The 24,622-nt window shown below is 71.9% G+C and carries 20 protein-coding genes and 1 riboswitch; of the genes, 8 read left to right on the forward strand and 12 right to left on the reverse strand.

What is annotated here, in order from left to right:
* Positions 1 to 57 precede the first annotated feature (57 nt).
* From QF034_RS16140 to QF034_RS16175, 8 genes are all read right to left on the reverse strand, one after another.
* A complete protein-coding gene (locus tag QF034_RS16140; RefSeq protein ID WP_307175625.1) occupies positions 58 to 729 on the reverse strand; it encodes a LysM peptidoglycan-binding domain-containing protein in 672 nt (223 codons plus the stop codon).
* A 4-nt stretch (positions 730 to 733) separates the two neighbouring features.
* Positions 734 to 900, reverse strand: a riboswitch (cyclic di-AMP (ydaO/yuaA leader).
* A 228-nt stretch (positions 901 to 1,128) separates the two neighbouring features.
* Positions 1,129 to 2,052: a LysM peptidoglycan-binding domain-containing protein gene (locus QF034_RS16145; protein ID WP_307175626.1), complete on the reverse strand. Its 924-nt coding sequence runs from the start codon at positions 2,050 to 2,052 to the stop codon at positions 1,129 to 1,131.
* Positions 2,053 to 2,206: 154 nt separating this feature from the next.
* A complete protein-coding gene (locus tag QF034_RS16150) occupies positions 2,207 to 3,481 on the reverse strand; it encodes a cytochrome P450 family protein (RefSeq protein WP_307175627.1) in 1,275 nt (424 codons plus the stop codon).
* 141 nt (positions 3,482 to 3,622) lie between these two features.
* Positions 3,623 to 4,615 carry a nucleoside triphosphate pyrophosphohydrolase gene (locus QF034_RS16155; protein WP_307175628.1) on the reverse strand — a complete coding sequence of 331 codons (993 nt, stop codon included), beginning with the start codon at positions 4,613 to 4,615 and terminating at the stop codon, positions 3,623 to 3,625.
* Between the two features lie 68 nt (positions 4,616 to 4,683).
* Positions 4,684 to 5,331, reverse strand: coding sequence for a SurA N-terminal domain-containing protein (locus tag QF034_RS16160; protein WP_307175629.1), 648 nt, complete (start codon positions 5,329 to 5,331; stop codon positions 4,684 to 4,686).
* A 300-nt stretch (positions 5,332 to 5,631) separates the two neighbouring features.
* On the reverse strand, positions 5,632 to 6,375 hold the full coding sequence (locus tag QF034_RS16165) for a GNAT family N-acetyltransferase (protein ID WP_307175630.1): 744 nt from the start codon (positions 6,373 to 6,375) through the stop codon (positions 5,632 to 5,634).
* Between the two features lie 40 nt (positions 6,376 to 6,415).
* A complete protein-coding gene (locus QF034_RS16170) occupies positions 6,416 to 7,624 on the reverse strand; it encodes an MFS transporter (RefSeq protein ID WP_307179889.1) in 1,209 nt (402 codons plus the stop codon).
* A gap of 35 nt (positions 7,625 to 7,659) precedes the next feature.
* A complete protein-coding gene (locus tag QF034_RS16175) occupies positions 7,660 to 8,436 on the reverse strand; it encodes an HNH endonuclease family protein (RefSeq protein ID WP_307175631.1) in 777 nt (258 codons plus the stop codon).
* Positions 8,437 to 8,600: 164 nt separating this feature from the next.
* Here QF034_RS16175 and QF034_RS16180 point away from each other — a divergent pair, with 164 nt between their 5' ends.
* The 3 genes from QF034_RS16180 to QF034_RS16190 all read left to right on the forward strand — a co-directional run bounded on the left by QF034_RS16180 (position 8,601) and on the right by QF034_RS16190 (position 10,045).
* Positions 8,601 to 8,792, forward strand: a complete 192-nt coding sequence (locus tag QF034_RS16180) for an Rv0909 family putative TA system antitoxin (RefSeq protein ID WP_307175632.1) — start codon at positions 8,601 to 8,603, stop codon at positions 8,790 to 8,792.
* Positions 8,793 to 8,885: 93 nt separating this feature from the next.
* Positions 8,886 to 9,647, forward strand: a complete 762-nt coding sequence (locus tag QF034_RS16185; protein WP_307175633.1) for an SDR family NAD(P)-dependent oxidoreductase — start codon at positions 8,886 to 8,888, stop codon at positions 9,645 to 9,647.
* A 26-nt stretch (positions 9,648 to 9,673) separates the two neighbouring features.
* Entirely contained in the window at positions 9,674 to 10,045 is a 372-nt protein-coding gene (locus QF034_RS16190) for a MerR family transcriptional regulator (protein WP_307179890.1), read from the forward strand.
* Between the two features lie 13 nt (positions 10,046 to 10,058).
* Here QF034_RS16190 and mfd read toward each other — a convergent pair whose 3' ends face one another.
* Positions 10,059 to 13,592 carry a transcription-repair coupling factor gene (mfd, locus tag QF034_RS16195; protein ID WP_307175634.1) on the reverse strand — a complete coding sequence of 1,178 codons (3,534 nt, stop codon included), beginning with the start codon at positions 13,590 to 13,592 and terminating at the stop codon, positions 10,059 to 10,061.
* 273 nt (positions 13,593 to 13,865) lie between these two features.
* Between mfd and QF034_RS16200 the strand changes: the two genes are divergently transcribed.
* Complete coding sequence (locus tag QF034_RS16200; RefSeq protein WP_307175635.1) at positions 13,866 to 15,299, forward strand: DUF2079 domain-containing protein; 1,434 nt, start codon at positions 13,866 to 13,868, stop codon at positions 15,297 to 15,299.
* Positions 15,300 to 15,403: 104 nt separating this feature from the next.
* Here QF034_RS16200 and QF034_RS16205 read toward each other — a convergent pair whose 3' ends face one another.
* Positions 15,404 to 17,983 carry an ABC transporter permease gene (locus QF034_RS16205; protein WP_307175636.1) on the reverse strand — a complete coding sequence of 860 codons (2,580 nt, stop codon included), beginning with the start codon at positions 17,981 to 17,983 and terminating at the stop codon, positions 15,404 to 15,406.
* Positions 17,980 to 18,768 carry an ABC transporter ATP-binding protein gene (locus QF034_RS16210; RefSeq protein ID WP_307175637.1) on the reverse strand — a complete coding sequence of 263 codons (789 nt, stop codon included), beginning with the start codon at positions 18,766 to 18,768 and terminating at the stop codon, positions 17,980 to 17,982. Before QF034_RS16210 ends, QF034_RS16205 begins: the two co-directional genes overlap by 4 nt.
* A 442-nt stretch (positions 18,769 to 19,210) precedes the next feature.
* Between QF034_RS16210 and QF034_RS16215 the strand changes: the two genes are divergently transcribed.
* The 4 genes from QF034_RS16215 to QF034_RS16230 all read left to right on the forward strand — a co-directional run bounded on the left by QF034_RS16215 (position 19,211) and on the right by QF034_RS16230 (position 23,458).
* Entirely contained in the window at positions 19,211 to 20,704 is a 1,494-nt protein-coding gene (locus tag QF034_RS16215) for an MFS transporter (protein ID WP_307175638.1), read from the forward strand.
* A 20-nt stretch (positions 20,705 to 20,724) separates the two neighbouring features.
* Positions 20,725 to 21,258 (forward strand): GNAT family N-acetyltransferase, encoded by a 534-nt coding sequence (locus QF034_RS16220; RefSeq protein WP_307175639.1) that lies wholly within the window; start codon positions 20,725 to 20,727, stop codon positions 21,256 to 21,258.
* A 152-nt stretch (positions 21,259 to 21,410) separates the two neighbouring features.
* Positions 21,411 to 21,848 (forward strand): DUF485 domain-containing protein, encoded by a 438-nt coding sequence (locus tag QF034_RS16225; protein ID WP_307175640.1) that lies wholly within the window; start codon positions 21,411 to 21,413, stop codon positions 21,846 to 21,848.
* Complete coding sequence (locus QF034_RS16230; RefSeq protein WP_307175641.1) at positions 21,845 to 23,458, forward strand: sodium/solute symporter; 1,614 nt, start codon at positions 21,845 to 21,847, stop codon at positions 23,456 to 23,458. The genes QF034_RS16225 and QF034_RS16230 overlap by 4 nt, the downstream gene beginning before the upstream one ends.
* 184 nt (positions 23,459 to 23,642) lie before the next feature.
* Here QF034_RS16230 and QF034_RS16235 read toward each other — a convergent pair whose 3' ends face one another.
* On the reverse strand, positions 23,643 to 24,530 hold the full coding sequence (locus tag QF034_RS16235; protein ID WP_307175642.1) for a cellulose-binding protein: 888 nt from the start codon (positions 24,528 to 24,530) through the stop codon (positions 23,643 to 23,645).
* Between the last annotated feature and the right edge of the window lie 92 nt (positions 24,531 to 24,622).

Consider the following 24,622-nt stretch of genomic DNA (forward strand, 5'->3'; position numbering starts at 1 on the left):
CGTACGGGGGAAGACGCACCGGGGCGGGGAGCCCGTGGGGACGGGGCGGGCCGCCGCTTACTTCAGGTGCAGCTGCTGGCCCGGGTAGATCAGGTTGGCGTCCGTGACGATGTCCTTGTTCAGCTCGAACAGCTTCTCCCAGCCGCCCTCGACCTTCTGCTCGGTCGCGATCGAGCTGAGGGTGTCGCCCTTGACGACCTTGTACTCGCCGTCACCCTTCTTGACCTTCTTGCCGGTCGGGGTGGTGACCGTCTTCTGGGTCTGGGCCGGGCGCTCGTCGGAGCGGGAGGCCGGCTGCTGCTCGGTCTGGCGGGTCTCGGTGGAGCCGCTGCTCTGCTCGGAGCCGCCGCTGTAGCCGGCGCTCGACAGGCCCTTGCCGCAGACCGGCCAGGCACCCTTGCCCTGGCTCGCCAGGACCTTCTCGGCGACCTGGATCTGCTGGTCCTTGCTGGCCTGGTCGGCGGTGGAGGCGTACTGGGTGCCGCCGTACGCGGACCAGGTGGAGGCGGAGAACTGCAGACCGCCGTAGTAACCGTTGCCGGTGTTGATGGACCAGTTGCCGCCGGACTCGCACTGGGCGACGGCGTCCCACTCGGAGGCGGTGGCGGCGGAGGCGCTGCCGGACGCCATCAGCGGGGCGGCGACGGCGGCACCGGTGACACCGGCGATGGCGATGACCCGAGAGGTCTTGGACGGACGGCGGTGCGTGCCCTTGCCGGAAAACAGCATGGAGAGATCCCCTCACCGACGCCTGCGAGGTGAGCTGTCGGGTTCGGGCCGGTTGAGTTGCCCGGCCGCGCCCCTCCCGGGACACGGCTTCACCCCAAGCCCTTCCGGCACAACCGGCCGGTCGGGCACTTACCTTGGGTCCCCCGCTCCTGCCTACGGCGCTTGACGCGACGACTGTTCCCGTGCGGCCGCTGGCAGGATTCGGCGTTGCGGCAGCCGGGGCTCGCGGTGACGAGCGGTCATGACCGTAGACACGCGATCCGCGGAATTTCAAAGACGATCAGGGCTTCTGAGATCTATCTCTCACCGCACCGATAAGGGACATTCAGCGCGAACCGTGACGTGAACTCGCACGGTTTCGGGGTGACTTCCGCCCCCGTTTCCGGACTGCCCCACCGGCTACTTCTCGTCCGCTTCGCCCTCTACCGTGAGCTTCTGACCGGGGCGGATGAAGTTCGGGTCAGTGCCGACGGCCGTCTCGTTCCCGACGTAGAGCGCGTGCCACCCGCCACTCAGGTCAAGGGAGTTCGCGATGGACCAGAGACTGTCGCCGGGGCGGACGATGTAGGAGCCGTCCGTCGCCTCCCGCGAGGCCTCGCCGGCGCGCGAGGCGTGCCGTCCGGCGGACCCGGACGTACGGCCGTCCTCGGCCGCGGTGCCCTCGTCGGCGCTGGGGCCGCGGTGGCGGCCGGCGGCGGTGTCGGGTTCGGTTTCCGTTCCGGTTGCGGCGGGTGCCGAAGAGTCGTCGCCCTGACGGGAGTTGTCGGGCTTGTCACTCTCGGGGGCGGGCGACGGGTCCTGCGTCGAGGAGTCGGCAGAATCGGATGACTTGTCGGACTTGGTGGTTTCGCCCTCCGGGGTCGACTGCCCGTCAGGAGACGACTCGACGGAGTCGAGCAGTCCGGGCGAGTCCGTCGGAGCGGACGAGTCGGACGTGTCCGGGCTCTTGTCCTGCTCCAGGCCGGAGAGCAGCCCGCAGGTGCGCCACGCGCCGACCCCCTGGTCGGCGAGGATTCTCTCGGCCACGGCTATCTGCTGGGAGCGGCTGGCCAGGTCGGCGCTCGGGGCGTAGTCGAGGCCGCCGTGGTTCTCCCAGTCCTCCTGGGACAACTGGAGGCCGCCGAAGTATCCGTTGCCGCTGTTCTGGCTCCACGCGCCGCCGGTCTCGCAGTCCGCGACCCGGTCCCAGGTCGTGCCGTCGGCCGCGCTGGCACCGGAGGCCCCGAGGAGCGGGATCGCGATGGCGGAGCCGGTGACCCCGGCCGCGACGAGGAGAGCCGGAGCCTGGCGGGGGCGACGGTGCCGACCGTTCCCGGAGAGCATACGGAGACCTTTCGCGAGACAGCAGTGACCGGCGCGGCGCAGGGTCCCCCCAGGCCGCGCTGATGATGGGTGAACGTATCGGCAGACGATCACTTGTCACAAGTTCATGCCGCGCAGATCACGTGAAGATCACAGCCATGACGGCGTGTCATGTTTAGACCGGTGAGAACTCCACGGGCAGCGTGCGCAGCCCGCGCATGATGAGGCCGCCGCGCCATCGCAGCTCGGCCGGATCCGCCGCCAGCCGCAGGTCCGGGAGGCGGGTGAGGAGCGTGGCGAGCGCGGTCTGGCCCTCCAGGCGGGCGAGCGGGGCGCCGAGGCAGTAGTGGATGCCGTGGCCGTAACCGAGGTGCTGGTTGTCGCGGCGGGCGAGGTCGAGCACGTCCGGATCGGCGAACCGCTCCGGATCCCGGTCCGCGGCGGCCAGGACGACGAGGACCGGGTCGCCGGGCGCGATGTGCTGCCCGCCGATGGTGAGCGGCTGGGTGGCGAACCGCCAGGTGGCGAGTTCGACCGGGCCGTCGTAGCGCAGGAGCTCCTCGACGCCGGTCTCCAGCAGGCCACTCTCCCCGGCGGCGAGGGAGGCCTGGAGGCGCGCGCGCTGCTCGGGGTGGGTGAGCAGGGCGTAGACACCGTTACCGACCAAATTCACGGTGGTTTCGAAGCCGGCGAACAGCAGGATGAAGGCCATGGCCGCGGCCTCGTTCTCGGTGAGGTGCTCACCGTGGTCGGAGGCGCGGATGAGGCCGGAGATGAGGTCCTCCCCGGGGGCGGGCTCGGTGGGGAGCGCCTCCCGCTTGCGGTGGATGAGGTCGGCGAGGTAGCCGCGCATCTTCTTCACGGACCGCGCCACGCCGCCCCGCGGCCCGCCCTGGTGACGGATCATCATTCCCGCCCAGTCGCGGAAGTCGTCCTGGTCCTCGCGGGGGACGCCGAGCAGGTCGCAGATGGCGTAGATGGGGAGCGGGAACGCGAACTCGTGGATGAGGTCGGCTGACCCCTTCCGTTCGAACCCGTCGATGAGCCCGTCGGTGAGCTCCTGCACCCGCGGCGCGAACTCGGCGACCCGGCGGGGCGTGAACGCCTTGGAGACGAGCCGCCGCAGCCGGGTGTGGTCCGGCGGGTCGATGTTGAGCAGATGCGTCATCAGCTCGGCCTTGCGCTCCCCGGGGATCCCGGTCTTGCCCTTGGCGTGCGCGGGCTCGTCGTGGTGCGCCGGGTTCTTGGAGAGCCGGGGGTCGGCGAGCGTCTGCTTGGCATCGGTGTACCGCGTGACCAGCCAGGCCTCCACGCCGCTGGGCAGCTTGGTGCGGTGCACGGGGGCGTGCTCGCGGAGCCAGGCGTAGGCGGGGTAGGGGTTGCTCGCGAACTCCCAGGTGAAGAGGTCGGGAGCGGCGGACGGGTTGCTGGGCTGGGGCTGGTCGGTCACTCCCCGACGGTATCCGGCTCCCCGCCCCCTCCCCTCCCCCGGCCGGTCTCAGCGGTCCTCCGCCTCCCTGCCCTGCCCTGCCCTCGGTCCGTCCCCAGCCCCAGCCGGCCTCCGCCCCCTGTGCCCTGCCCCCGGCCGCTCTCAGCCCTGCTCCGCCTCCCTGATCGCGTCCCGGTACGCGCGGGCCGCCGCTCTCAGGGCCGCCTCCGGGTCGACGCCCTCCGACTCCGCGCGGACCGCCAGGGCCAGCAGGTCGTAGCCGATGCCCTCCACCGGCGGGAGCGGTATGTCCAGGCCGGCTGTGCGGGCGCGGGACGCCAGCTTGGCGGCGAGGGCCAGGCCGGGCTGGCCGAGGGGGATGCCCTCGGTGACCGACCTGCGCTGCTTCTCGACCGCCTTGGTGCGCAGCCAGTGCGCCTTGACCTCCTCGGGCGTGGTGGCCGTCTCGTCGCCGAAGACATGCGGGTGGCGGTGGATCAGCTTGGCGACGATGCCGGCGGCGACGTCGTCGACGGAGAAGGGAGCGTCCAGGTCCTCCTCGGCGATCCGGGCGTGGAAGACGACCTGGAGGAGGACGTCACCGAGCTCCTCGCGCAGTTCGTCGCGGTCGCCCTCCTCGATCGCCTCGACGAGTTCGTACGCCTCCTCGATGCCGTACTTGGCCAGGCCCTTGTGCGTCTGCTGGGACGACCACGGGCACTCGGCGCGGATGCGGTCCATGACCTGGACGAGATCGAGCAGGCGGGCGCCCGGCAGGTCGTAGGAGGCGGGGAGCAGCTCCAGTTCGGGCATGGCGACGCGGCCGGTGCCGGCGAGGCGGGCCAGGCCGTCCGTCAGGGCCGGCTCGCCCTCGCCCGTCGCCACGACGACCACCGTGCGGCCGCCGGCGCAGGCGTCGACCAGCTCCTCGGCCGTCGGGGACGCCTCGTCGACGATGATCCCCGCCTCGCGCAGATACGGCAGCTGCGGGTGCGCGCCGTCCGCGCACAGCACCTGGTCGGCCGCGTGCAGCGCCTGCCAGGCAGGCCAGGACAGCAGACCGGGGGCGACGCGGTGGCTGGTGGTGAGCAGGACGATGCGGCCGGGGCCGGCCTGCCCGGGGCGCGGGGTGGCTTCGGGGCTGTTGGCGTTCACGATTCGAAGCTATCCCACGCCGCCGACAGCCCCGGAAGTTATCCACAGGGCCCTCGGTGCCTGGGCACCTACATGTTCTGCTGCGCCTGCGCCGCCGACACGTCCCGCACCCACGGCGTCTTCGCGTCGGCTCGGCTGCTCTTCTGGACGTCCCAGGTGCCGTAGCGCGGGTTGAGGTCGACGTTCAGGTCCTTGGAGGCCTCGGACAGGGCCTTCCAGAACTCGGGACGGTTGGTGTCCGTGCCGAGCTTCTGAGCGAGCTTCTGGGCCTCCAGCTGGAGGCGGAGGTTCTCCTCCAGGCGCTGCGGCGGGATGCCGTACTGCTGGAGCCAGGTGGTCTCCAGCGCCTTGGCGCCGCCGGCCTGCTCCTCGAGGCCGGACCGCATCTCCTGGATCTCCCTGCGGGTGACGGTCACACCGGCGTCCTGGGCGGCGCGGTGCAGCACCCGGTCGAGGACCATGGTGTGCAGGGTGTCGCGGGTGAGCTTGCCCGTCCCGGCGATGGCCTGCTGGTACTGGGCGTCGTCCCGCACGGCAGCCCGCTGGGCCGCGCGCACCTCGCCGACCCGGTCCTCCAGCTGGGACACGGTGATCCGCCGGCCGCCCACCACGGCCGCCGCGCCGGGATGCGCGTCATTGCCGCAGGCGGTGAGCAGGGGCGCCGCGGCGGCGATCGCGGCGGTGAGGACGAGCGCGGTGCGACGGCGGCGGTGCAAGGAGACCTCCCGAGGAGATTGCAATGACAGGTGCGGCGCGCAGCGCCTCTATCAGGGGTGGTGGTCGGGCGACGGGCGGGCGCACAAGGTCTTGCGGTGATCGATGGTAGGCAGTGGCCAGGCTCTGGCCAACCCATTCGACCAACGATTCACCGGGACTTCCGGCACCGCCGCGCGGACCGGTCCGTGAGGGGAGCCGCGACCGGGGGCCGGCGCGGCTGTCCTCCGGGGTCTCCGGGGTCCGGGGTGTCCGGGTCTCCGGGCCGGTCAGGCCCCCTGCGCCATGCGCCCGCGACGTGGTCACAGAGGATGCCGCATCCACACGTTGGGCTCGACGTACACCGCGTACCCGCGCTCCGGCTCGCAGCGCACCGGTACCAGGGCACCGGGCACCTCGATGTCGCCCCGGGTGTCGAAGGGCAGCCCCGTCCAGCGGCGCCAGTCCGCCAGTGAGGCGGCCACCGTCATGGACGCCGGTGCCACGGAGTCGATGGTGGCACCGGCCCGGGCGTGGACCCGCAGCCACGGGTCCTGGGGCAGGCCGTCGGGGCGGACCCGGTGCGCGTACTCCTCGATGGGCGTGTGCGGTTCCAGGTGCTTGGCGTTGGGGCGGACCGGGGCGACGACCTCCCGGAAACCGCGCGCCCGGGCGTTGTCGCGCATGGCCGAGAGCATCAGCGCGGACAGGCCGCGGCCCTGGGCGTGCGGGGCGACGGAGATCGAGATCGCGCTGACGGTGTCGGGGCTCACTCCGCGGCGCAGGTCGGAGAACGCCCACACGAGGACCGTGTCCCAGCCGTTCCCGGGCAGTTGGCCACGGCCCTCGGCATTCAGGGCGAAGGGCACGCTGAAACCGTTCGCCACGACCTCGCCCTGCTCGTCCTCGGCGAACAGGACGTACTCCGGGAGTTCGGCGGCGATCCGCGGGAAGTGCGCGGCACCGACGAGGTCCTGGATCACGAACTCCGGCCAGCTGTTCGCCATCCCGACGACCCGCTCCCGCATCTCCGGGCGGTCGGCGAGGCTCGATGTCTTCGGCTGCATGCGGCCACGGTAGGTGTGCGGGCGCACGGCCCGCACCGAATTACCGTGCGGGGACCCGGTCCGCGACCTGGCCGGTCCTGGCCTGCCGGGCGGCGATGACCATGACGACCGTGGCCAGCAGGGCGATGCCGGCGCCGACGTAGAGCGGTGAGGTGTAGCCCAGGCCCGCGGTGATGGCCAGGCCTCCGAGCCAGGCGCCGAGGGCGTTGCCGACGTTGGACGCGGAGACGTTGGCGCTGGCGGCCAGGGCCGCCCCGTGCGCGAAGTCGGTGACACGCGTGATCATCCCGGGCACACTGGCGAACCCTGTCACCCCCATCACGAACACCAGGACGACCGAAGCGGTCGCGCTGCCGGCGAGCAGCCCGAACAGGGCCAGGGTGAGGGTGAGTCCGAACAGGGCGAGGACCAGGGCACGGTCACGGTCGCGGTCGGCCGCGCGCCCGCCGACCAGGTTCCCGACGACCAGGCCGACGCCGTAGACCATCAGCAGCCAGGCGACATCCGCCGAGGCGAAGCCGCTGACCTCGGTGAAGGTGTAGGCGATGTAGGTGAAGGCACCGAACATCCCGCCGTAGCCGAGGGCGGTGGCCGTCAGCGTCAGCCAGACCTGCCAGGAGCGGAAGGCCCGCAGCTGCGCCCGCAGGCCGCTGGGCGGCACCGGGTCCGACCCGGCCGTCCCCGTGGGCGGGGGTGTCCGGCCGGCCCGCGCGGGCACCAGCGCGGCGATTCCCGCCAAGGCCAGGACGCCGATCGCGGTGACCGCCCAGAACGCCGCCCGCCAGCCCCAGCGCTCACCGACCAGCGCGCCGAACGGCACGCCCAGCACGTTCGCGACCGTCAGCCCGGCGAACATGACCGCCACGGCCTGGGACTTCTTCTCCGGCGCGACCAGACTGCGCGCGACCAGCGAGCCGATGCCGAAGAACGAACCGTGGCACAACGCCGCGACGATCCGCCCGAGCAGCATCACCGGGTAGTTCGGCGCGACGGCGGAGAGCAGGTTGCCGGCGACGAACAAGGCCACCAGGCCGACCAGGACCTGCTTGCGGGGCAGCCGTGCCGTCGCCGCGGTCAGCGCGATCGCTCCCACCGCGACGCTCAGCGCGTATCCGGAGATCAGCCGGCCGGCGGCCGCCTCGGACACCGTGAAGCTCGACGCCACCTGGGGCAGCAACCCGGCGATGAGGAATTCGGTCAGACCGATGCCGAACCCGCCGAGCGCCAGCGCGACGAGTCCGCCCGGCATCCGGGAGGCTCCGACCGGGCTCACCTCACCCGGCTTCAGCCTCCGCACTGCTTCAGCATCATCCGCTTGTCCGCCGCCGTGACGGGAAGCTCGTACTTCAGCGACACCTGGGCGAAGCGCACCGCATAGGCGCAGCGGATCCGCTTGTTCGGGGGCAGCCAGGACGCCGGACCGGAGTCGCTCTTGGAGCCGTTGGTCGGCCCGTCCACCGGGACGAGGTTGAGCGGGTCGTTCGCGATGGCCTCCCGCTTGTCCTTCGTCCAGCGCGAGGCGCCCATCTGCCAGTCGTAGGACAGCGGCATGACGTGGTCTATCTGGACCTTCGTCGCACGGGACTTGGTCCACTCGATGACCTTGCCGGTGTACGGGTCGTGCAGCGTCAGCGCCATGACGACGCAGTCGGAGCCGGACCGGAAGCGGAGGTCCTCCCCGTCGCGTTTCAGGAGGTCGTTGCGCGAGTCGCAGCCGTTGCGGGCGAAGGGGACGTCGGCCGGTGCCGAGTCCATCCAGGCGTAGCCGAACTTGTCCCGTTCGTAGCCCGTCCTGGGGCCGCGTCCCTTCGTCTCCACCTTCCCGATCAGGGCACGGGCCCTCTCCTTGTCCCCGGCGGACGTGATCGCCGCCAGGCCCGGCTTCGTGCCGTCCGGGTTGTCCAGCGGGTTCACGGCCCGTCCGTCGCCGGCCGCCGGAACGCCGGAGCCCGAGGCTCCGCCGCCGTCCGCGGGCGGGGTCAGGCCTTCACAGCCGGCCAGTGCCGAACCGGCGAACATCATCGCGACGGCCAGTGCCGCCCCGCGCCTCAGACGCCTCACCGTGCGTCCCTCCCCTGCTTGCCTGTTCCGCCTCCGCACGGGCGGCGTGTGCCTGCTCCCACGGTAGCGAGGGAGAGGTCCAGACCACATCGGACTTAAACGGGCATTCCTCGCATGCCACGCGTATCGTCGGTTCTGAGCTACCTCCGGAGGGAGTTTTCTGAATGGGCATCTTCGACAAGTTCAAGAGCCAGGCGCGGAACAAGGGCAAGCATCGCTCCGACTCCGCGGAACAGGAGATGAACGAGAGGACCGGCGGCAGGTACGAGGACCAGATCGACGCCGGGCAGCAGCGGGTCGAGGGATCGCTCGGCATGGACCGCGACCGCGACCGCGAACGGCCCGACCAGCAGTAGCCCTCCGCCCTCAGAGGCCGTCCGTGGAGAGACAGCTCCTGCGGGCGGCTTCGCTTGACCTTGACACTGACGTCAGGGTCCGACGATCCCCGTATGGCATCCCCGGATTCGAAGACCCCCCGCACCGTGCTCGTCACCGGCGCCGGTACCGGCATCGGCCGGGCCACCGCCCACGCCTTCGCCGACGAGGGCGCACACGTCGTGGCGGTGGGCCGCCGCGCGGCGCCCCTCGCCGAGACCGCCGCTCACGACCCGGCCCGCATCAGCCCGCTCGTCGCCGACATCACGGCCGACGACGGTCCCGAACGCATCGTCCGTACGGCGCTCGACCGTCACGGCCGCATCGACGTGCTCGTGAACAACGCGGGCATCGTCAACACCCAGTCCCTGCGCACCTACACGCGGGCCGCCGTCGAGCCCCAGCTCGCGACGAACCTCCTCGCCCCCGTGCTGCTCGTGCAGGCCGCGCTCCCGGCTCTGGAGGACAGCCGGGGCGTGATCGTGAACGTGACGACGGCCGTCGGGCAGCGCGGCTGGCCGGGCAACTCCCTGTACGCGGCCGGGAAGGCGGCCCTGGAGGTGCTCACGCGCAGCTGGGCGGTCGAGCTCGCCCCGCTGGGGATCCGGGTCGCCGCCGTGGCGCCGGGCGCGATCGGCACGCCCATCGCCGACCACGCGGGCTACACGCCCGAGCAGCGGGCCGCGATCCGCTCCTGGCAGCTCGCGCACACACCGCTCGGCCGGGTCGGGCGCCCCGAGGAGGTGGCGTGGGCGATCACCCAACTGGCCTCGCCGCAGGCATCGTTCGTCACCGGCGTGGTCCTTCCGGTGGACGGCGGAGCGGTCGTCACATGAGACTGACGCGCATGGCGGAACCTCGTATGCGGATCGGCGAACTCGCCGCGGCGACCGGCGCGACGCCGCGCGCCCTGCGCCACTACGAACAGGCGGGGCTCATCACCTCCGAACGCGCCGCGAACGGCTACCGCCTGTACGACGCCGGTACGGCCGTCCGCGTCCGCAACGTCCGCCGGCTGCTGGACGTGGGCCTGACGCTCGACGACGTACGGGTGTTCCTGCCCTGCCTGGACGGCGACGTCACGGCCGGGCCCGCCTCCGAGGAGGCGCTCCGGGTCGCCGCCGGCCGGCTCGCGGTGCTGGACGCGCGCATCGCCGCGCAGGCCGCGGTCCGCGACCGGCTGGCGGCGGCCCTGCGCGAGGCCACCGGCGCACGCGTACGACCGGTGGCCTGACAGAACGTCGGCGTCAGGAGCCCAGCACCGACGTCAGGAACTCCCCGACCCACGCCAGCAGATCGCGCCCGACCAGCGGCTTCCCGCCGACCTTCGCGGTCTTCGGGCGCGGCACCAGCACCTGGTGCGTCGCCGGCTTGATGACGACCCCGGGGTACAGCCGCTTGACCCGCAGCTCCTGCGACTCGCGCAACTCCACGGGCGCGAACCGGATGTTGGTCCCCTGGAGCACGATCTCGCCGACGCCGCACGCCCGCGCGAGCATCCGCAGACCGGCCACGAGCAGCAGGTTCTCCACCGGCTCGGGCAACTTGCCGTAGCGGTCGACGAGTTCCTCGCGTACGGCCTTGACGTCCTCCTCCGTGTTGGCGGAGGCGATGGCCCGGTACGCCTGGAGCCGGAGCCGCTCGCCGGGCGCGTAGTCGTGCGGAACGTGCGCGTCGACGGGCAGCTCGATCTTGACCTCGAGCGGCGGCTCCTCCTCGATCTCGCCGGTCTCCAGCTGGCGCCGGTAGTCGGCGACGGCCTCGCCGACCATCCGGACGTACAGGTCGAAGCCGACGCCCGCGATGTGGCCGGACTGCTCGCCGCCGAGCAGGTTGCCCGCGCCGCGGATCTCCAGGTCCTTCATCGCCACGTACATACCGGCGCCCATCTCCGTGTGCTGGGCGATGGTCGCGAGCCGCTCGTGCGCGGTCTCGGTGAGCGGCTTCTCCGGCGGGTAGAGGAAGTACGCGTACCCGCGCTCGCGGCCCCGGCCCACCCGGCCGCGCAGCTGGTGCAGCTGGGACAGGCCGAAGGTGTCGCCGCGCTCCACGATCAGGGTGTTGGCGTTGGAGATGTCGATGCCGGACTCCACGATCGTCGTGGACACCAGCACGTCGAACTTCTTCTCCCAGAAGTCGACGACGACCTGCTCCAGGGCCTGCTCGGACATCTGGCCGTGGGCGGTGGCGATGCGCGCCTCGGGGACGATCTCGCGCAGCCGGGCCGCGGCCCGGTCGATGGACTCGACGCGGTTGTGGATGTAGAAGACCTGGCCCTCGCGCAGCAGCTCGCGGCGGATGGCGGCGCCGATCTGCTTCTCCTCGTAGGGGCCGACGAAGGTCAGCACCGGGTGCCGTTCCTCCGGAGGCGTCGTGATCGTGGACATCTCGCGGATGCCGGTCACCGCCATCTCCAGCGTCCTGGGGATCGGGGTGGCGGACATGGTCAGCACGTCGACGTTCGCGCGGAGCTTCTTCAGCTGCTCCTTGTGCTCCACGCCGAAGCGCTGCTCCTCGTCGACGATGACCAGGCCCAGGTCCTTGAACTTGGTCTCGGACGAGAACAGGCGGTGGGTGCCGATGACGATGTCCACCGAGCCCTCGCGCAGGCCTTCCAGGACCGCCTTGGCCTCCGTGTCGGTCTGGAAGCGGGACAGCGCCTTCACGTTCACCGGGAACTGCGCGTACCGCTCGCTGAACGTCCCGAAGTGCTGCTGCACCAGCAGGGTCGTGGGCACCAGGACGGCGACCTGCTTGCCGTCCTGGACGGCCTTGAAGGCGGCCCTGACGGCGATCTCGGTCTTGCCGTAGCCGACGTCGCCGCAGATCAGCCGGTCCATCGGGACCGACTTCTCCATGTCCTCCTTGACCTCGGCGATGGTGGTGAGCTGGTCGGGCGTCTCCGCGTAGGGGAAGGCGTCCTCCAGTTCGCGCTGCCAGGGGGTGTCCGTGCCGAAGGCGTGGCCGGGGGCGGCCATGCGGGCGCTGTAGAGCTTGATGAGGTCGGCCGCGATCTCCTTGACGGCCTTCTTCGCGCGGGCCTTCGTCTTCGTCCAGTCGGCGCCGCCGAGGCGGTGCAGGGTGGGGGCCTCGCCGCCGACGTACTTGGTGATCTGCTCCAGCTGGTCGGTGGGGATGTAGAGGCGGTCGCCGGGCTGGCCGCGCTTGGCGGGCGCGTACTCGACGACCAGGTACTCGCGGGTCGCGCCCTGCACGGTGCGCTGCACCATCTCGATGTAGCGGCCTACGCCGTGCTGCTCGTGGACGATGTAGTCGCCCGGCTCCAGGGTGAGCGGGTCGATGGTCTTGCGGCGGCGGGCCGGCATCCGGGCGCCGTCGCGGCCCGCCGCCTTCTGGCCCGTCAGGTCCGTCTCGGTCAGGACGGCGAGTCCGAGGGCCGGGTCGACGAAGCCGTGCTCGATCGAGCCGCACGCCACGTGCACGACCGACGGGGAGATCTCGGCCACATCCGTGTCGAGACGGGCGGCGATGCCCTCGCCCCCCAGCACCTCGACCGTTCGGGCCGCCGGGCCGTGCGCCTCGGTGACGAACACCGCGCGCCAGCCGTCGGCGAGCCAGCCCTTGGTGTCGGCGAGGGCCTTGGCGGTGTCCCCGCGGTAGGTCTCCGGGGCGTGCATCCCCAGCTTGAGCGTGTCGGCGTCGAGTTCTTCGTCCGCGGCGAACGGCGACACCGACCACCACATCATGTCCAGCTCGCGGGCCCGGTCCCGGACGTCGGCGATGGACCACAGGGAGGCCGCGCCGACGTCGATGGGCGCCTCGCCTCCGCCGGCGGTGGCCGCCCAGGAGGCCTGGAGGAACTCCTGCGACGTGGCCACCAGGTCCGACGCACGCGTGCGGACCCGCTCCGGGTCGCACACGACGGCCATGGACCCCTTGGGCAGCACGTCGAGCAGCAGCTCCATCTCGTCGACCAGGACCGGCGCGAGGGACTCCATGCCCTCCACCGCGATCCCCTCGGCGATCTTGCCGAGCAGTTCGCCGAGCTCGGGGTGCTCCTCGGCCAGGGCACGCGCCCGCGCGCGGACGTCCTCGGTGAGCAACAGCTCGCGGCACGGCGGCGCCCACAGGCCGTGCTCGGCGACTTCGAGGGAGCGCTGGTCGGCGACCTTGAAGTAGCGGATCTCCTCGACGTCGTCGCCCCAGAACTCGATGCGCAGGGGGTGTTCCTCGGTGGGCGGGAACACGTCGAGGATGCCGCCGCGCACGGCGAACTCGCCGCGCTTCTCCACGAGCTCCACGCGCGCGTAGGCGGCGGCCGCGAGGGCGTCGACGATCTCGTTCAGATCGGCGGTCTGTCCGGTCCTCAGGGCGACCGGCTCCAGGTCGCCGAGGCCCTTGACCTGCGGCTGGAGAACCGACCGCACGGGCGCCACGACGACGGAGACCGGGCCGGTCTCGGGGTCGTCGGGGCGGGGGTGGGCCAGGCGGCGCAGCACGGCCAGGCGGCGGCCGACGGTGTCGCTGCGGGGGCTGAGCCGCTCGTGCGGGAGCGTCTCCCAGGACGGGTACTCCACGATCCCCTCCGGCGGGAGGAGGGAGCGCAGGGCCGCGGCCAGGTCCTCCGCCTCGCGGCCCGTCGCCGTCACCGCCAGCACCGGGCGGCCCGTGTCGCGAGCCAGGGCGGCGACCGCGAAGGGGCGGGCCGCAGGGGGGCCGACCAGGTCGACATGCATGCGGTTGCCGTCTGCGGCCGCGTTGATCGCTTCCGCGAGGGCGGCGTCCTTGGTTACGGCGTCGAGCAGACCGTGCAGGCTCATTCGGGGATTTTTCCGTCCAGGGGTGGGCAACACGACGGGCCCGACGCGCGCCGCGGGCCGGGGGTCTCCAGCGTACGACGATGCGCGTCCGCGCGGCGGGGCTGTGGACAACGCCTGTTCCGGCAAGCCCGTGCGGCGTCATGGTCACGCCCGTGCGGCCGGTCAAGAGGGAATCAGCCGCCCAACCTTCACAACATCACCCCCACCGGTCGTTTTCGCCACGGCAAGATCGGTCCGGTCCCCCGAGCGGTACCCCCACCCGTAAGGCCCGGCATGCCCACCCCCACCCTCCAGGTCTCAGAGCCCCCCATACCGACGCCGGTCGTCCTGCCCCGCGACGACCCGCCCCCGGACCGCGCGCGGTGGGACCCGTGGATCCTCGCCACCGCCCTCTGCGCCGCCTACGCGGCCGTCTCCGTCGGCCGGTACCGGCACATGACGACCCTCTCCTGGGACCTGGGCATCTTCGAGCAGGTCGTGCGGGCGTACGCGCACCTGCGGGCTCCGGTGGCCGACCTCAAGGGGCCGGGGTTCGACATCCTGGGTGACCACTTCAGCCCCGTGACGGCCCTGCTCGCGCCGGTGTACCGGCTGCTTCCCTCGCCGGTCACGCTGCTGGTCGCGCAGGCCGCGCTCTTCGCCCTGTCCGCCGTACCCGTCACCCGCGCCGCCGCCCGGCTGCTCGGCCGCCGCCGCGGTCTCGCGCTCGGCCTGGCCTACGGGCTGTCCTGGGGCGTCCAGCGCGCCGTCGACTTCGACTTCCACGAGATCTGCTTCGCCGTCCCGCTGATCGCCTTCTCCCTGGAGGCCCTGCTCGCGGACCGCCGGCGCGCGGCCCTGTACTGGGCGCTTCCCCTGGTGCTGGTGAAGGAGGACCTGGGGCTGACGCTGGCCGTGATCGCGCTGGTCGTCGCGTGGCGGGCGCGCGGCTCGTCGCCCCGGACGGCTGCGTACGCGCTCGGTGCCGCGGTGTTCGGCATGGCGGCGACGCTGCTCGTCCTCACCGTGGTCATCCCGTCGTTCAACACCTCCGGGACCTACGACTACTGGAACAAGGTCAGCGAGTCGGGCAGCCCCGTCGACGGCCTCGGCACCAAGCTGCGCACCCTCGCCTGGCTGCTGATCCCCACCACAGGGCTGCTCGCCCTGCGTTCCCCGCTGCTGCTGGTGGCCCTGCCGACGCTCGGCTGGCGCTTCCTGTCCGGGGACGAGCACTACTGGGGCACCGACTGGCACTACAGCGCGGTCCTGATGCCGGTCGTCTTCCTGGCCCTCGTCGACGCCCTCGCGGCGGCGCGCACGAGCCCGCGTCCGTGGCTGAGCTCGTACGCCGCCCAGCTGCCGTCCGCCGTCGTCGCGGCGGCCCTGGCGCTGACCACCTCGCTGCCGCTGGCGCAGCTCGCGCAGGCCGAGGTCTACCGCAAGCCCGCCCCGGTCTCCGGCGTCGAGCGGCTCCTGGCGCGGATCCCCGACGGCGCCACCGTCGAGGCCAACATCGGTCCGATCAGCCGCCTGACCTCGCGCTGCCGGGTCCTCTGGCTCGGCGGCACCCAGGGCGTCACCCCCGGGTACATCGCCCTGGAGAACATCGACGGCAGGTACCGCGACCCCGTGGGCTACGCCCGGCGGCTGCACCCCGGCGCCGAGTACGCCGTCGCGGGCAAGGCCGACGGGTACGTCCTCCTGGAGCGGCTGACGGCGGGCTGACCATGGGTGCTCCCGCCCTGTCGAACACCGGGCCCGCCCCGGAGGCCGAAACCTCCGGGGCGGGCCCGTCCTCCGCAACCCCCGTGTGCGGTGGCCTTGGGCGGCTACTCGGTCGCGATCGCGTTCAGGACGTTCATCCGGCCCGCCCGGAACGCCGGGACGAGTGCCGCGAACAGCCCCACGAACGCCGAGCTGACGAAGACGCCGATGATCGTCGGCCAGGGAATCTCGAGGACTCCCAGGCCCTCCAGGGCGAGGAGCTGCTGTGCGGTGGCGCCCCAGCCCATGCCCAGTCCGAGGCCCAGCAGGGCGCCGAAGAGGGCGATGACGACCGACTCCATGCGGATCATGCGGCGCAGCTGACGGCGGGAGAGGCCGATCGCCCGCATCAGGCCGATCTCCCGGGTGCGCTCCACCACCGACAGGGCCAGGGTGTTCACCACGCCCAGGATGGCGACGATGATCGCCAGGGCCAGCAGGCCGTAGATCATGTTGAGCAGCTGGCCGATCTGGTCCTTCAGCGCTTCCTTGTAGTCGGTCTGGTCGCGCACGGTGTACTGCGGGTAGTCGTGCAGCGCCGACTTCAGGGATTTGTAGGCGGCGTCCTGCTGTCCGTCCTTGGCGCTGGCGAAGAGCAGCGAGTCCAGCGGCATCTTGTCGGCCGGGACGTACTTGGCCAGCGTCGAGACGGACGTGTACATCGCGCCCGCGTCGATCACGACGTCGCTGCTGGTGATCGCCCGGACCGTCAGGGCGGCCGTGGAGCCGTCCTTGAAGGCGACCTTGATCTTGGACCCGAGGCTGATGCCGTGGTCCTTGGCGAACTTCTCGTGGACGGACATCGAGTCGGGCTTGTAGGCGTCGGGCAGCTTGCCGGCGACCGTCTCGGTGCGCAGGTCCGTCGCGTACGACGGGTCGGCCGCCGTGATCGCCGTGTCCTTGAGCGTCTTGCCGTCGGGGGTGGTGAAGTCGGCCTTCGTCCACTTGTACTCGGTGACCCGCTCCACGTCCGGCGCCGACTTCGCGGCCTTGACGGCCTGCGGGGTGATCAGCTGGCCGCTGTCGGACTGGACGATGAAGTCCGCGCCGACGGTCTTGTCGAGCTGGTCGGTGGCGGAGGCCACCATCGAGGAGCCGACCACGGACAGGCACGCCACCAGGGCGAGGCCGATCATCAGCGCGGCGCCCGTCGCGCCGGTGCGGCGCGGGTTGCGCAGGGCGTTGCGCTCGGCCATGCGGCCGACGGGGCCGAACATCCGCAGCAGGACGGCGCCGAGGACCCGGACCACACCGCCGGCGAGCAGCGGGCCGATGACGACGAAGCCGATCAGCGACAGCACCACACCGAGGCCGAGCCACAGCGAGCCCTCGGTGGCCTTGTCGGCCTGTGCCGTCAGGTACAGGGCGGCACCGCCGGCGCCGGTGAGGACCGTGCCGATCACGCCGCGGATCCAGCCGGCCCTGGCGTCCGCGGGGGCTCCCGCGTCGCGCAGTGCGGCCATCGGGGAGATCTTGCCGGCGCGCCGGGCGGGCAGGTAGGCGGCCAGGACGGTGACGACCACGCCGAGGACGAGGCCGACCACCGGGGTCGTCCAGGCCACCGTCAGGTCGTCGGTGGACAGCTCCATGCCCATCTGGCCCATGAGCTTCATCAGGCCGACCGCGAGGCCGACGCCCGCGCCCACGCCCAGCACCGATCCGACGACGCCGAGCAGCAGCGCCTCGGCCAGCACGGAGCGGTTGACCTGCTTGCGGGAGGAGCCGATCGCCCGCATCAGGCCGATCTCGCGGGTGCGCTGGGCGACCAGCATCGAGAAGGTGTTGATGATCAGGAAGATGCCGACGAGGAAGGCGATCCCGGCGAAGCCGAGCATCGCGTACTTCATGACGTTCATGAAGCCCTCGACGTCCTTCTGGTTGGCGTCGGCGGTCTCCTTGGCGGTCTGCACCTGGAAGCCGGAGCCCAGTTCGGCCGAGACGTTCTTCTTCAGCTGCGCGTCGCTGACGCCGGAGGCCGCGGTGACGTTGACGTTGGTGTAGACGCCGCTCTCGCCGACCAGGGCCTGCTGGGCGGTCTTGGTGTCGAGGTAGAAGATCGCCGCGCCGGGGTTGGTGACGGTGAAGTCGGCGATGCCGGAGATCTTCGCGGTGTGCGTGCCGACGGCGCTGATCACGCCGATCTCGTCACCGAGCTTCAGGTCGTGCTTGTCGGCGGTGTCGGCGTCGACCATGATCTGGTCGGCGCTCTCGGGGGCCGCACCGGAGGTGATCTTCATGGTGCGGGCTTCGTTGCTGTTCCAGCCGCCGACGATGGTCGGGGCGCCGCTGGAGGGCGACAGGCTGTCCTTGTCGGCGTCCACGACGGTCACGGAGGTGGAGAACACCGCGCCCTCGGCGGACTTCACGCCCTGCGCCTTGCGGACCTCGCCGAGCACGGAGGCCGGCATGACCGGCGGCTTGCCGTTGTCGGCGGTCGTCTCGCCGCTGTCGGAGGCGCCCTTGGCGCTCACCGTCACGTCCGAGGACGTGGCCGCGAAGAGCTTGTCGAACGTCGTGGACATGGTGTCCGTGAAGACGAGCGTGCCGCAGACGAAGGCCACCGACAGCAGGACGGCGATCGCGGAGAGCGCCATCCGCCCCTTGTGCGCGAGGAAGTTGCGCATCGAGGTCTTCATGACGGTCATGACGTGCGCCCCCGGGCGTCGAAGTCCTTCATGCGGTCGAGGACGGCCTCGGCGGTCGGCTTGTACATCTCGTCGACGATGCGGCCGTCGGCGAGGTAGAGGACGCGGTCCGCGTAACTGGCGGCGACCGGGTCGTGCGTGACCATCACGATGGTCTGGCCCAGCTCGTCCACGGACCGCCGCAGGAAGCCGAGCACCTCGGCGCCGGCGCGCGAGTCGAGGTTTCCGGTCGGCTCGTCCCCGAAGATGATCTCGGGCCGGGCCGCCAGCGCCCGCGCCACGGCGACGCGCTGCTGCTGGCCGCCGGAGAGCTGGGTGGGCCGGTGCTTGAGCCGGTCGGCGAGCCCGACGGTCTCCACGACCCGCGCCAGCCACTGCTTGTCCGGCTTACGGCCCGCGATGTCCATGGGCAGCGTGATGTTCTCTATCGCGTTCAGCGTCGGCAGCAGGTTGAACGCCTGGAAGATGAACCCGATCCGGTCCCGGCGCAGCTGCGTGAGCTTCTTGTCCTTCAGACCGGTGATCTCGGTCTCGTCGAGGTAGATCTGCCCCTCGGTCACGGTGTCGAGCCCGGCGAGGCAGTGCATGAGCGTGGACTTGCCGGACCCCGAGGGGCCCATGATCGCGGTGAACTGGCCACGTGCGATGTCCACGTCGACGTGGTCGAGCGCGACGACGCGGGTCTCACCGGTCCCGTACGCCTTCACGACCTGCCGCGCCCGCGCGGCAACGGCCGTACGCCCTCCAGTACCCCCGTGCCTGGGAATGGTCACAGCCGAAGTCACGGTATGTCTCCTATATCGGTCAGCAGATGGTGAAGGCGGTCGCCTGTTCGACAGCCGCTGGTACGCGAGGCCGGACGACGAATCCGTCCGACGCGTTTCAGTCTCGCGGCGGGGAGGGGTCCCGCGCCCTGGTGCTCAGCGCAGTCTTTCCCTGTGGAAAACCCCACCCCCGCCGGTGTGCACAACCGCCCCCCCGGCGGCATAAAGCCAGGTTAAGGACCGCCCCCCGCGCGTCTCGTCCTCCGCCGGTACGAACCCTCCCCAGGTCGTAGTACGGAGGTACCCCTAGGGGCAGTCCACCGGAGGGTGGAGGCCGCCTCAGGGTTCGCTCCACCCTCCGGCCCGTCCAGGCTCCACCCTCCCGCTACGTCAGGCTCAAGTGGGAAGCTGTCCGGCGGCAGGTAGGTGCAAGGGGCAGGCAGACACGAGGGGGAGGACCGGGGTGGGCAGCACCAGTTCCGCGGCGCGTGAGGCCGCACGTCCCGCCGCGACGGGCCGACGCGGAGCGGTCGTCGCCGCGCTGATGCTCTCGATGGCGCTGGCGGCGCTCGACGCCACCATCGTCTCGACCGCCGTCCCGCAGATCGTCGGGGACCTCGGCGGTTTCTCCGTCTTCTCCTGGCTGTTCTCCGGCTATCTGCTGGCCGTGACCGTCACCCTGCCCGTCTACGGCAAGCTCTCCGACACCTTCGGCCGCAAACCGGTCCTCGTCGCGGGCTCGGTGGTCTTCCTCGCCGGCTCCCTGCTGTGCGCGCTGGCCTGGAACATGGGGGCGCTCATCGCGTTCCGCGTCGTGCAGGGCCTGGGCGGCGGCGCGCTCCAGGGCACCGTGCAGACGCTCGCCGCCGACCTCTACCCGCTGAAGGACCGTTCCAGGATCCAGTCGAAGCTGTCCACGGTGTGGGCGGTCTCGGCGGTCGCCGGCCCGGGTCTCGGCGGTGTGCTCGCCGCCTACGCGGACTGGCGCTGGATCTTCCTGGTCAACCTGCCGATCGGCGCGGTCGCGCTGTGGCTGATCGTCCGTCACCTCCACGAGCCGCAGCGGGAAAGCGGCGGGCACGCGCGCGTGGACTGGGCCGGCGCCCTCGCGGTGTTCGCCTGCGGCGGTATGCTGCTCACGGCCCTGGTGCAGGGCGGGGTGGCGTGGCCATGGCTGTCGGCGCCCTCACTCGCCCTGTTCGGTGCGGGACTCGCCCTGGTCGCGGTCGTGGTGCTGGTGGAGCGCCGGGCGGCGGAGCCGATCATCCCGGGCTGGGTGTGGCGGCGCCGTACGATCGCCGCGGTCAATCTGGCCCTGGGCGCGCTGGGCCTGCTGATGGTGGCGCCGTCGGTGTTCCTGCCCACCTACGCCCAGTCGGTGCTGGGCCTGGCGCCCGTGGCCGCCGGATTCGTGCTCTCCGTATGGACGTTGAGCTGGCCCGTATCGGCGGCCCTGAGCCAGCACGTGTACCGCAGGATCGGCTTCCGCAACACCGCGATGCTGGGCATCGGAGCGGCCGCGCTGATCCTGTTCGCGTTCCCCTTCCTGCCGTACCCCGGGCAGGCCTGGCAGCCGACCCTGCTGATGCTGCTGCTCGGCGCCGCGCTGGGCCTGTTCCAGTTGCCGCTGATCGTCGGCGTGCAGTCGACGGTGGGCTGGGCGGAGCGCGGCACGACCACCGCGTCCGTGCTGTTCTGCCGTCAGACGGGCCAGACGGTCGGCGCGGCGGTCTTCGGCGCGGTCGCCAACGGGGTGCTGGCCGCCCGGCTCGGCAGTGCGGGCGACCTCGACTCGGTGACCCGGGCCCTGGACGCGGGCACCGCGCCGGAGGCGACCCGGCGGGCCATCGCCGAGGCCGTACACGCCGTCTACCTGGGCGCCTCCTGCGCGGCGGCACTGGCGTTCCTGGTGCTGCTGTTCCTCGCGCCCCGGAAATTCCCGGTGCTCAAGGACTGACGGTACGTATCCTCCCGGGCATGCTGACCTTGGAACCGCTCCGGGCCGATCACGCGGACGCCCTGCTGGCCTTCGAGCAGGAGAACCGGGCGTACTTCGCCCGCACGGTGCCGGACCGCGGCGACGCCTACTTCACGGCGGAGGGGTTCGCCGAACGCCTCCGGGCGCTCCTCGCGGAGCAGGACGCGGGCGTGTGCCGCTTCCATGTCGTCCTGGACGAGGAGGGGAACCTGGTCGGCCGGGTCAACCTGCTCGACCTGGCGGACGGCTGCGCCGAACTCGGCTACCGGGTGGGCGAACGGGCCGCGGGCCGGGGCGTGGCCACGACGGCCGTCGCGCAGGTGTGCCGCCTGGCCGCCACCGGCTACGGGCTGACCTCCCTCACCGCGGTCACCACCCTGGACAACCGGGCCTCCATGACGGTCCTGGCCCGCAACGGCTTCACCCACGTCGAGGACACCACCGTGGGCGGCCGGCCCGGACGCCGTTTCCTGCGGCGGAACTTGGTCTCCGCGCCACCGGCACCTCCGGCGAACACGGGTCATCCCGAGTAACACCCGAGGTCAAAAAGGTAAGCGCACACCGACCGATCAGTTTGCCGAAACCCTCGCGCAGCCCGGGTACTCCGAAGTAACGTGCGGGGCCGCCCGCCCCCACCTCCCTGCGGTCCGCCGCACCGGATCCGACCCGCGCAAGGAGCACCGGGATGTCCTACGACCCGCCGCCACCGTCCTACCCCTACCGACCGCCGGATTCCATGCCCTCCTACGACAGCTATCCCTGGGTGCCACAGCAGGAGCCCGAACCGGCCGGCAGGCGTCCCCAGCGCCACACCGCGCTCGGACACCACAGCGACCTGCGCGTGCTGCGCGGCGCCTACCGCCGGCAGCGGCGCGTTGCCACGCTCACCGCTCTCGGCTACTTCGTCCTGTTCCTGATCCTGTCGGCGTTCGCCCCGTCGTTCATGACGAGCACCGTCACCGACGGCCTGCCCACCGGTCTGCTGCTCGCGCTCGTCCAGGTCCCCGTGACCTGGCTGGCGATCGCCCTGTACGAGCAGACGGCCCGCCGCCGCGTCGACCCGATCGCGGACCGGATACGCAAGCAGGCCGAACTGGACGCCAGGCGGGAGGGAAGCCGGTGACCACCGAGTTCAGCGGAAACGCCCAGTCGATGTCGCTCGTGGGCTTCACGGCGGTGGCCACGATCACGCTCCTGCTGTGCGTGATGACGGGCCCGGACCGGGACGACCTCGACGAGTTCTACACCGGCTACAGCTCCCTGTCCCCCATGCGCAACGGCCTGGCGATCGCCGGCGACTACATCTCCGCCGCGACCGTCCTCGGCACGGGCGGCGTGATCGCCCTGTTCGGCTACGACGGGACCGTACTGGCCCTCAGTACGGCACTGTCCCTGATGCTGCTGATGTTCCTGCTGGCCGAACCGCTGCGCAACGCGGGCCGGTTCACCATGGGCGACGCGCTGACCCGCCGCATGCCGGGACGAGGCGTCCGGATCGCGGCCTGCGCGGTGACCCTGGCGGCGCTGCTGCCGCTGATGGTGGTGCAGTTGGCGGGGACCGGGCAGCTGATGGCGTTCGTCCTCGGCTTCTCCGGCGAGTCGCTGCAGACGGGCTGCATCATCGGCGTGGGCGCGCTGATGATCAGTTACGCGGCGATCGGCGGGATGAAGGGCACCGCCCTCATCCAGATCCTGAAGATCGTGATGCTGCTCGGCTCCGGCATGGTGGTCGCCGTGCTGATCCTCAACCGGTTCGGCTGGGACCCGGGGGCCCTGTTCGACGCGGCCGCCGCGCACAGCGGCGTGGGCTCGGCGTTCCTCTCCTCGGGCCTGCAGTTCGCGGGCGGCCCCAGCCCCGACCTGGACATGATCACCGCGCAGCTGACGGTCGTCCTCGGGGGCGGCGTACTGCCGCACGTCACCATGCGCATGTACACCGCCTCCAGCGCCCGGCAGGTGCGGCGTTCGATGTCCTGGGCGGTGTCGGGCGTGGCCCTGTTCGTGCTGATCATCACGGTCGTCGGCTTCGGCGCGACCGCGCTGGTCGGCCGGGCGGTGATCGCGCAGGTCGACCCGCAGGGCAACACGGCGTATCTGCTGGGCTCGCAGGCGGCGTTCGGCGCGGACGTGTCATCGGCGGAGACGTTCCTGTTCACGACCGTCACCACGGCGGTCTTCCTCACGCTGCTCGCCTCGGTCGCCGGGATGATCCTCGCCTGCGCCAACTCCCTCGCGCACGACGTGTTCGCGGCCCGGGTGCGGGAGATGTCGCCCCGCCGCGAGATGACGCTGGCCCGCCTCTCCGCACTGGCCGTGGGCATCCCGGCGATCCTCCTGGCCACGCTCGTCCAGCACCGCAGCCTGCAACCCCTGGTGACGCTGTCGTTCTGCCTGGGCGCCTCGGCCATCGCGCCCGCCCTGGTCTACAGCCTCTTCTGGCGCCGCTTCACGCGAACGGGCCTGCTGAGCACCCTCATCGGCGGCTCGCTGGCGGTCCTGCTGCTGATGCCGGGCACCAACCTGGTCTCCGGCTCGCCCGTCTCCGCCTTCCCCGACGCCGACTTCAACTGGTTCCCATTCACCACCACGGGACTGCTCTCCATCCCCCTGGGCTTCGCCTGCGGCTGGCTGGGCACACTGGCCTCCGGCCGCCGCAATTCGGAGGAACAACGCCACGAGTACGAGGCGGTGGAGGCCTGGATCCTGGCAGGCGCGGCCCGCAGGGACCGCTGACCCGGAGGGCAGGGCGGCAGGCGGCAGTGTCGGCGACGGGCGCCGGCCGGCCGGTGCTCGCGGCGACACCAACCCGCAGCCGCCGGCCGGTGCTCGACGACGCCCCGCCGCGCCACGCAGAAGCGACGGCCAACGGACGGCAGACGACAGCCTCGGCAACACGCGCCGGCCGGCCGGTGGCCACTTACTCCGCCTCCGCCCTGCCCGCCCACGCCGTCAGGCTGGTGTGTACGCGGTCGATGTGTGCCCGTGCGTCGTCCCCGCGCTCGGCGTGCTCGCGCAGCACTCGTCGCGTCTCCTGCTCGACGGACTCCGCGTGGCCGCGGGCCTCGGCGAGCAGCTCCGCGGCGCGCGCGGCCGCCTCGTCCTGCTGGTCCCGGGCGGAGTCCTCGGCGTCGGCGAAGGCCTGCTCGGCCTCGGTCAGCGCCCCCTCGGCGCGCGTCACCGCTTCCGCGTGGCGGGCGTCCAGCGCGGTTGCCCGGGCGGCCTCCTCCTCGTCCCACTCCGCCCACCGCTCGGCGTGTTCCTTGGCCTGATCGGCCAGCATCCCGGAGGTGCGCTGCCGCATCTCCCGCAACGCTGCCTGCGCCTCGCCCCGCTGCTCGTCCGCCTCACGGCCCGCCGCGGCCCGGATCTCGTCCGCCTCGGCGTGCGCCGCGAGCAGCCGCTGCCGGGCGCGTTCGTCGGCGTCGGCGCGTACGGCATCGGCGTACGTCTGCGCGGACTCGCGCACGCCGACCGCGGACGCGCACGCCCCGTCCACAAGGTGCCGCGCCTCCCGCCGCGCCCCCTCCCGCACGGCCGCCGCTTCCTCCCGGCCGAGTTCGAAGAGCCGCCGCGCCCGCTCCCCGAGCGACTCGTAGGTCTGCGGGACCAGCCCCGCGACGGCCTCCCGCAGCCGCTCCAGCTCCGCGTCCATCTGCCGGGCCAGCACCGTCAGCCGGGCGGCCCTCTCCCAGGCCGCGTCACGGTCGTCGGAGAGGGCCTCGGCGTACTCGTCGACCTGCTCGGGACGGTAACCGCGTCCCCGCACGGCAAGGAAGCCGTGCGGGGACGCCGATGCGCTGCTCATGCTGGGGCCCCTCTCCACCACGCCGAGGCGCGATCGAGCACGAAACGGGATGATTTCGCGCACATCTTGGCGGATCAGACGGAAGTGTCCCT

The organism is Streptomyces africanus (assembly GCF_030816955.1).
GTDB classification, from domain to species: domain Bacteria; phylum Actinomycetota; class Actinomycetes; order Streptomycetales; family Streptomycetaceae; genus Streptomyces; species Streptomyces africanus.

Bases quoted from the DNA above. Each gene is read 5' to 3' on its own strand.
- QF034_RS16140 (WP_307175625.1), bottom strand. From the start codon at position 729: ATGCTGTTTTCCGGCAAGGGCACGCACCGCCGTCCGTCCAAGACCTCT.
- QF034_RS16145 (WP_307175626.1), bottom strand. From the start codon at position 2,052: ATGCTCTCCGGGAACGGTCGGCACCGTCGCCCCCGCCAGGCTCCGGCT.
- QF034_RS16165 (WP_307175630.1), bottom strand. From the start codon at position 6,375: ATGCAGCCGAAGACATCGAGCCTCGCCGACCGCCCGGAGATGCGGGAG.
- QF034_RS16170 (WP_307179889.1), bottom strand. From the start codon at position 7,624: ATGCCGGGCGGACTCGTCGCGCTGGCGCTCGGCGGGTTCGGCATCGGT.
- QF034_RS16180 (WP_307175632.1), top strand. From the start codon at position 8,601: ATGGGCATCTTCGACAAGTTCAAGAGCCAGGCGCGGAACAAGGGCAAG.
- QF034_RS16185 (WP_307175633.1), top strand. From the start codon at position 8,886: ATGGCATCCCCGGATTCGAAGACCCCCCGCACCGTGCTCGTCACCGGC.
- QF034_RS16190 (WP_307179890.1), top strand. From the start codon at position 9,674: ATGCGGATCGGCGAACTCGCCGCGGCGACCGGCGCGACGCCGCGCGCC.
- mfd (WP_307175634.1), bottom strand. From the start codon at position 13,592: ATGAGCCTGCACGGTCTGCTCGACGCCGTAACCAAGGACGCCGCCCTC.
- QF034_RS16200 (WP_307175635.1), top strand. From the start codon at position 13,866: ATGCCCACCCCCACCCTCCAGGTCTCAGAGCCCCCCATACCGACGCCG.
- QF034_RS16205 (WP_307175636.1), bottom strand. From the start codon at position 17,983: ATGACCGTCATGAAGACCTCGATGCGCAACTTCCTCGCGCACAAGGGG.
- QF034_RS16220 (WP_307175639.1), top strand. From the start codon at position 20,725: ATGCTGACCTTGGAACCGCTCCGGGCCGATCACGCGGACGCCCTGCTG.
- QF034_RS16225 (WP_307175640.1), top strand. From the start codon at position 21,411: ATGTCCTACGACCCGCCGCCACCGTCCTACCCCTACCGACCGCCGGAT.
- QF034_RS16235 (WP_307175642.1), bottom strand. From the start codon at position 24,530: ATGAGCAGCGCATCGGCGTCCCCGCACGGCTTCCTTGCCGTGCGGGGA.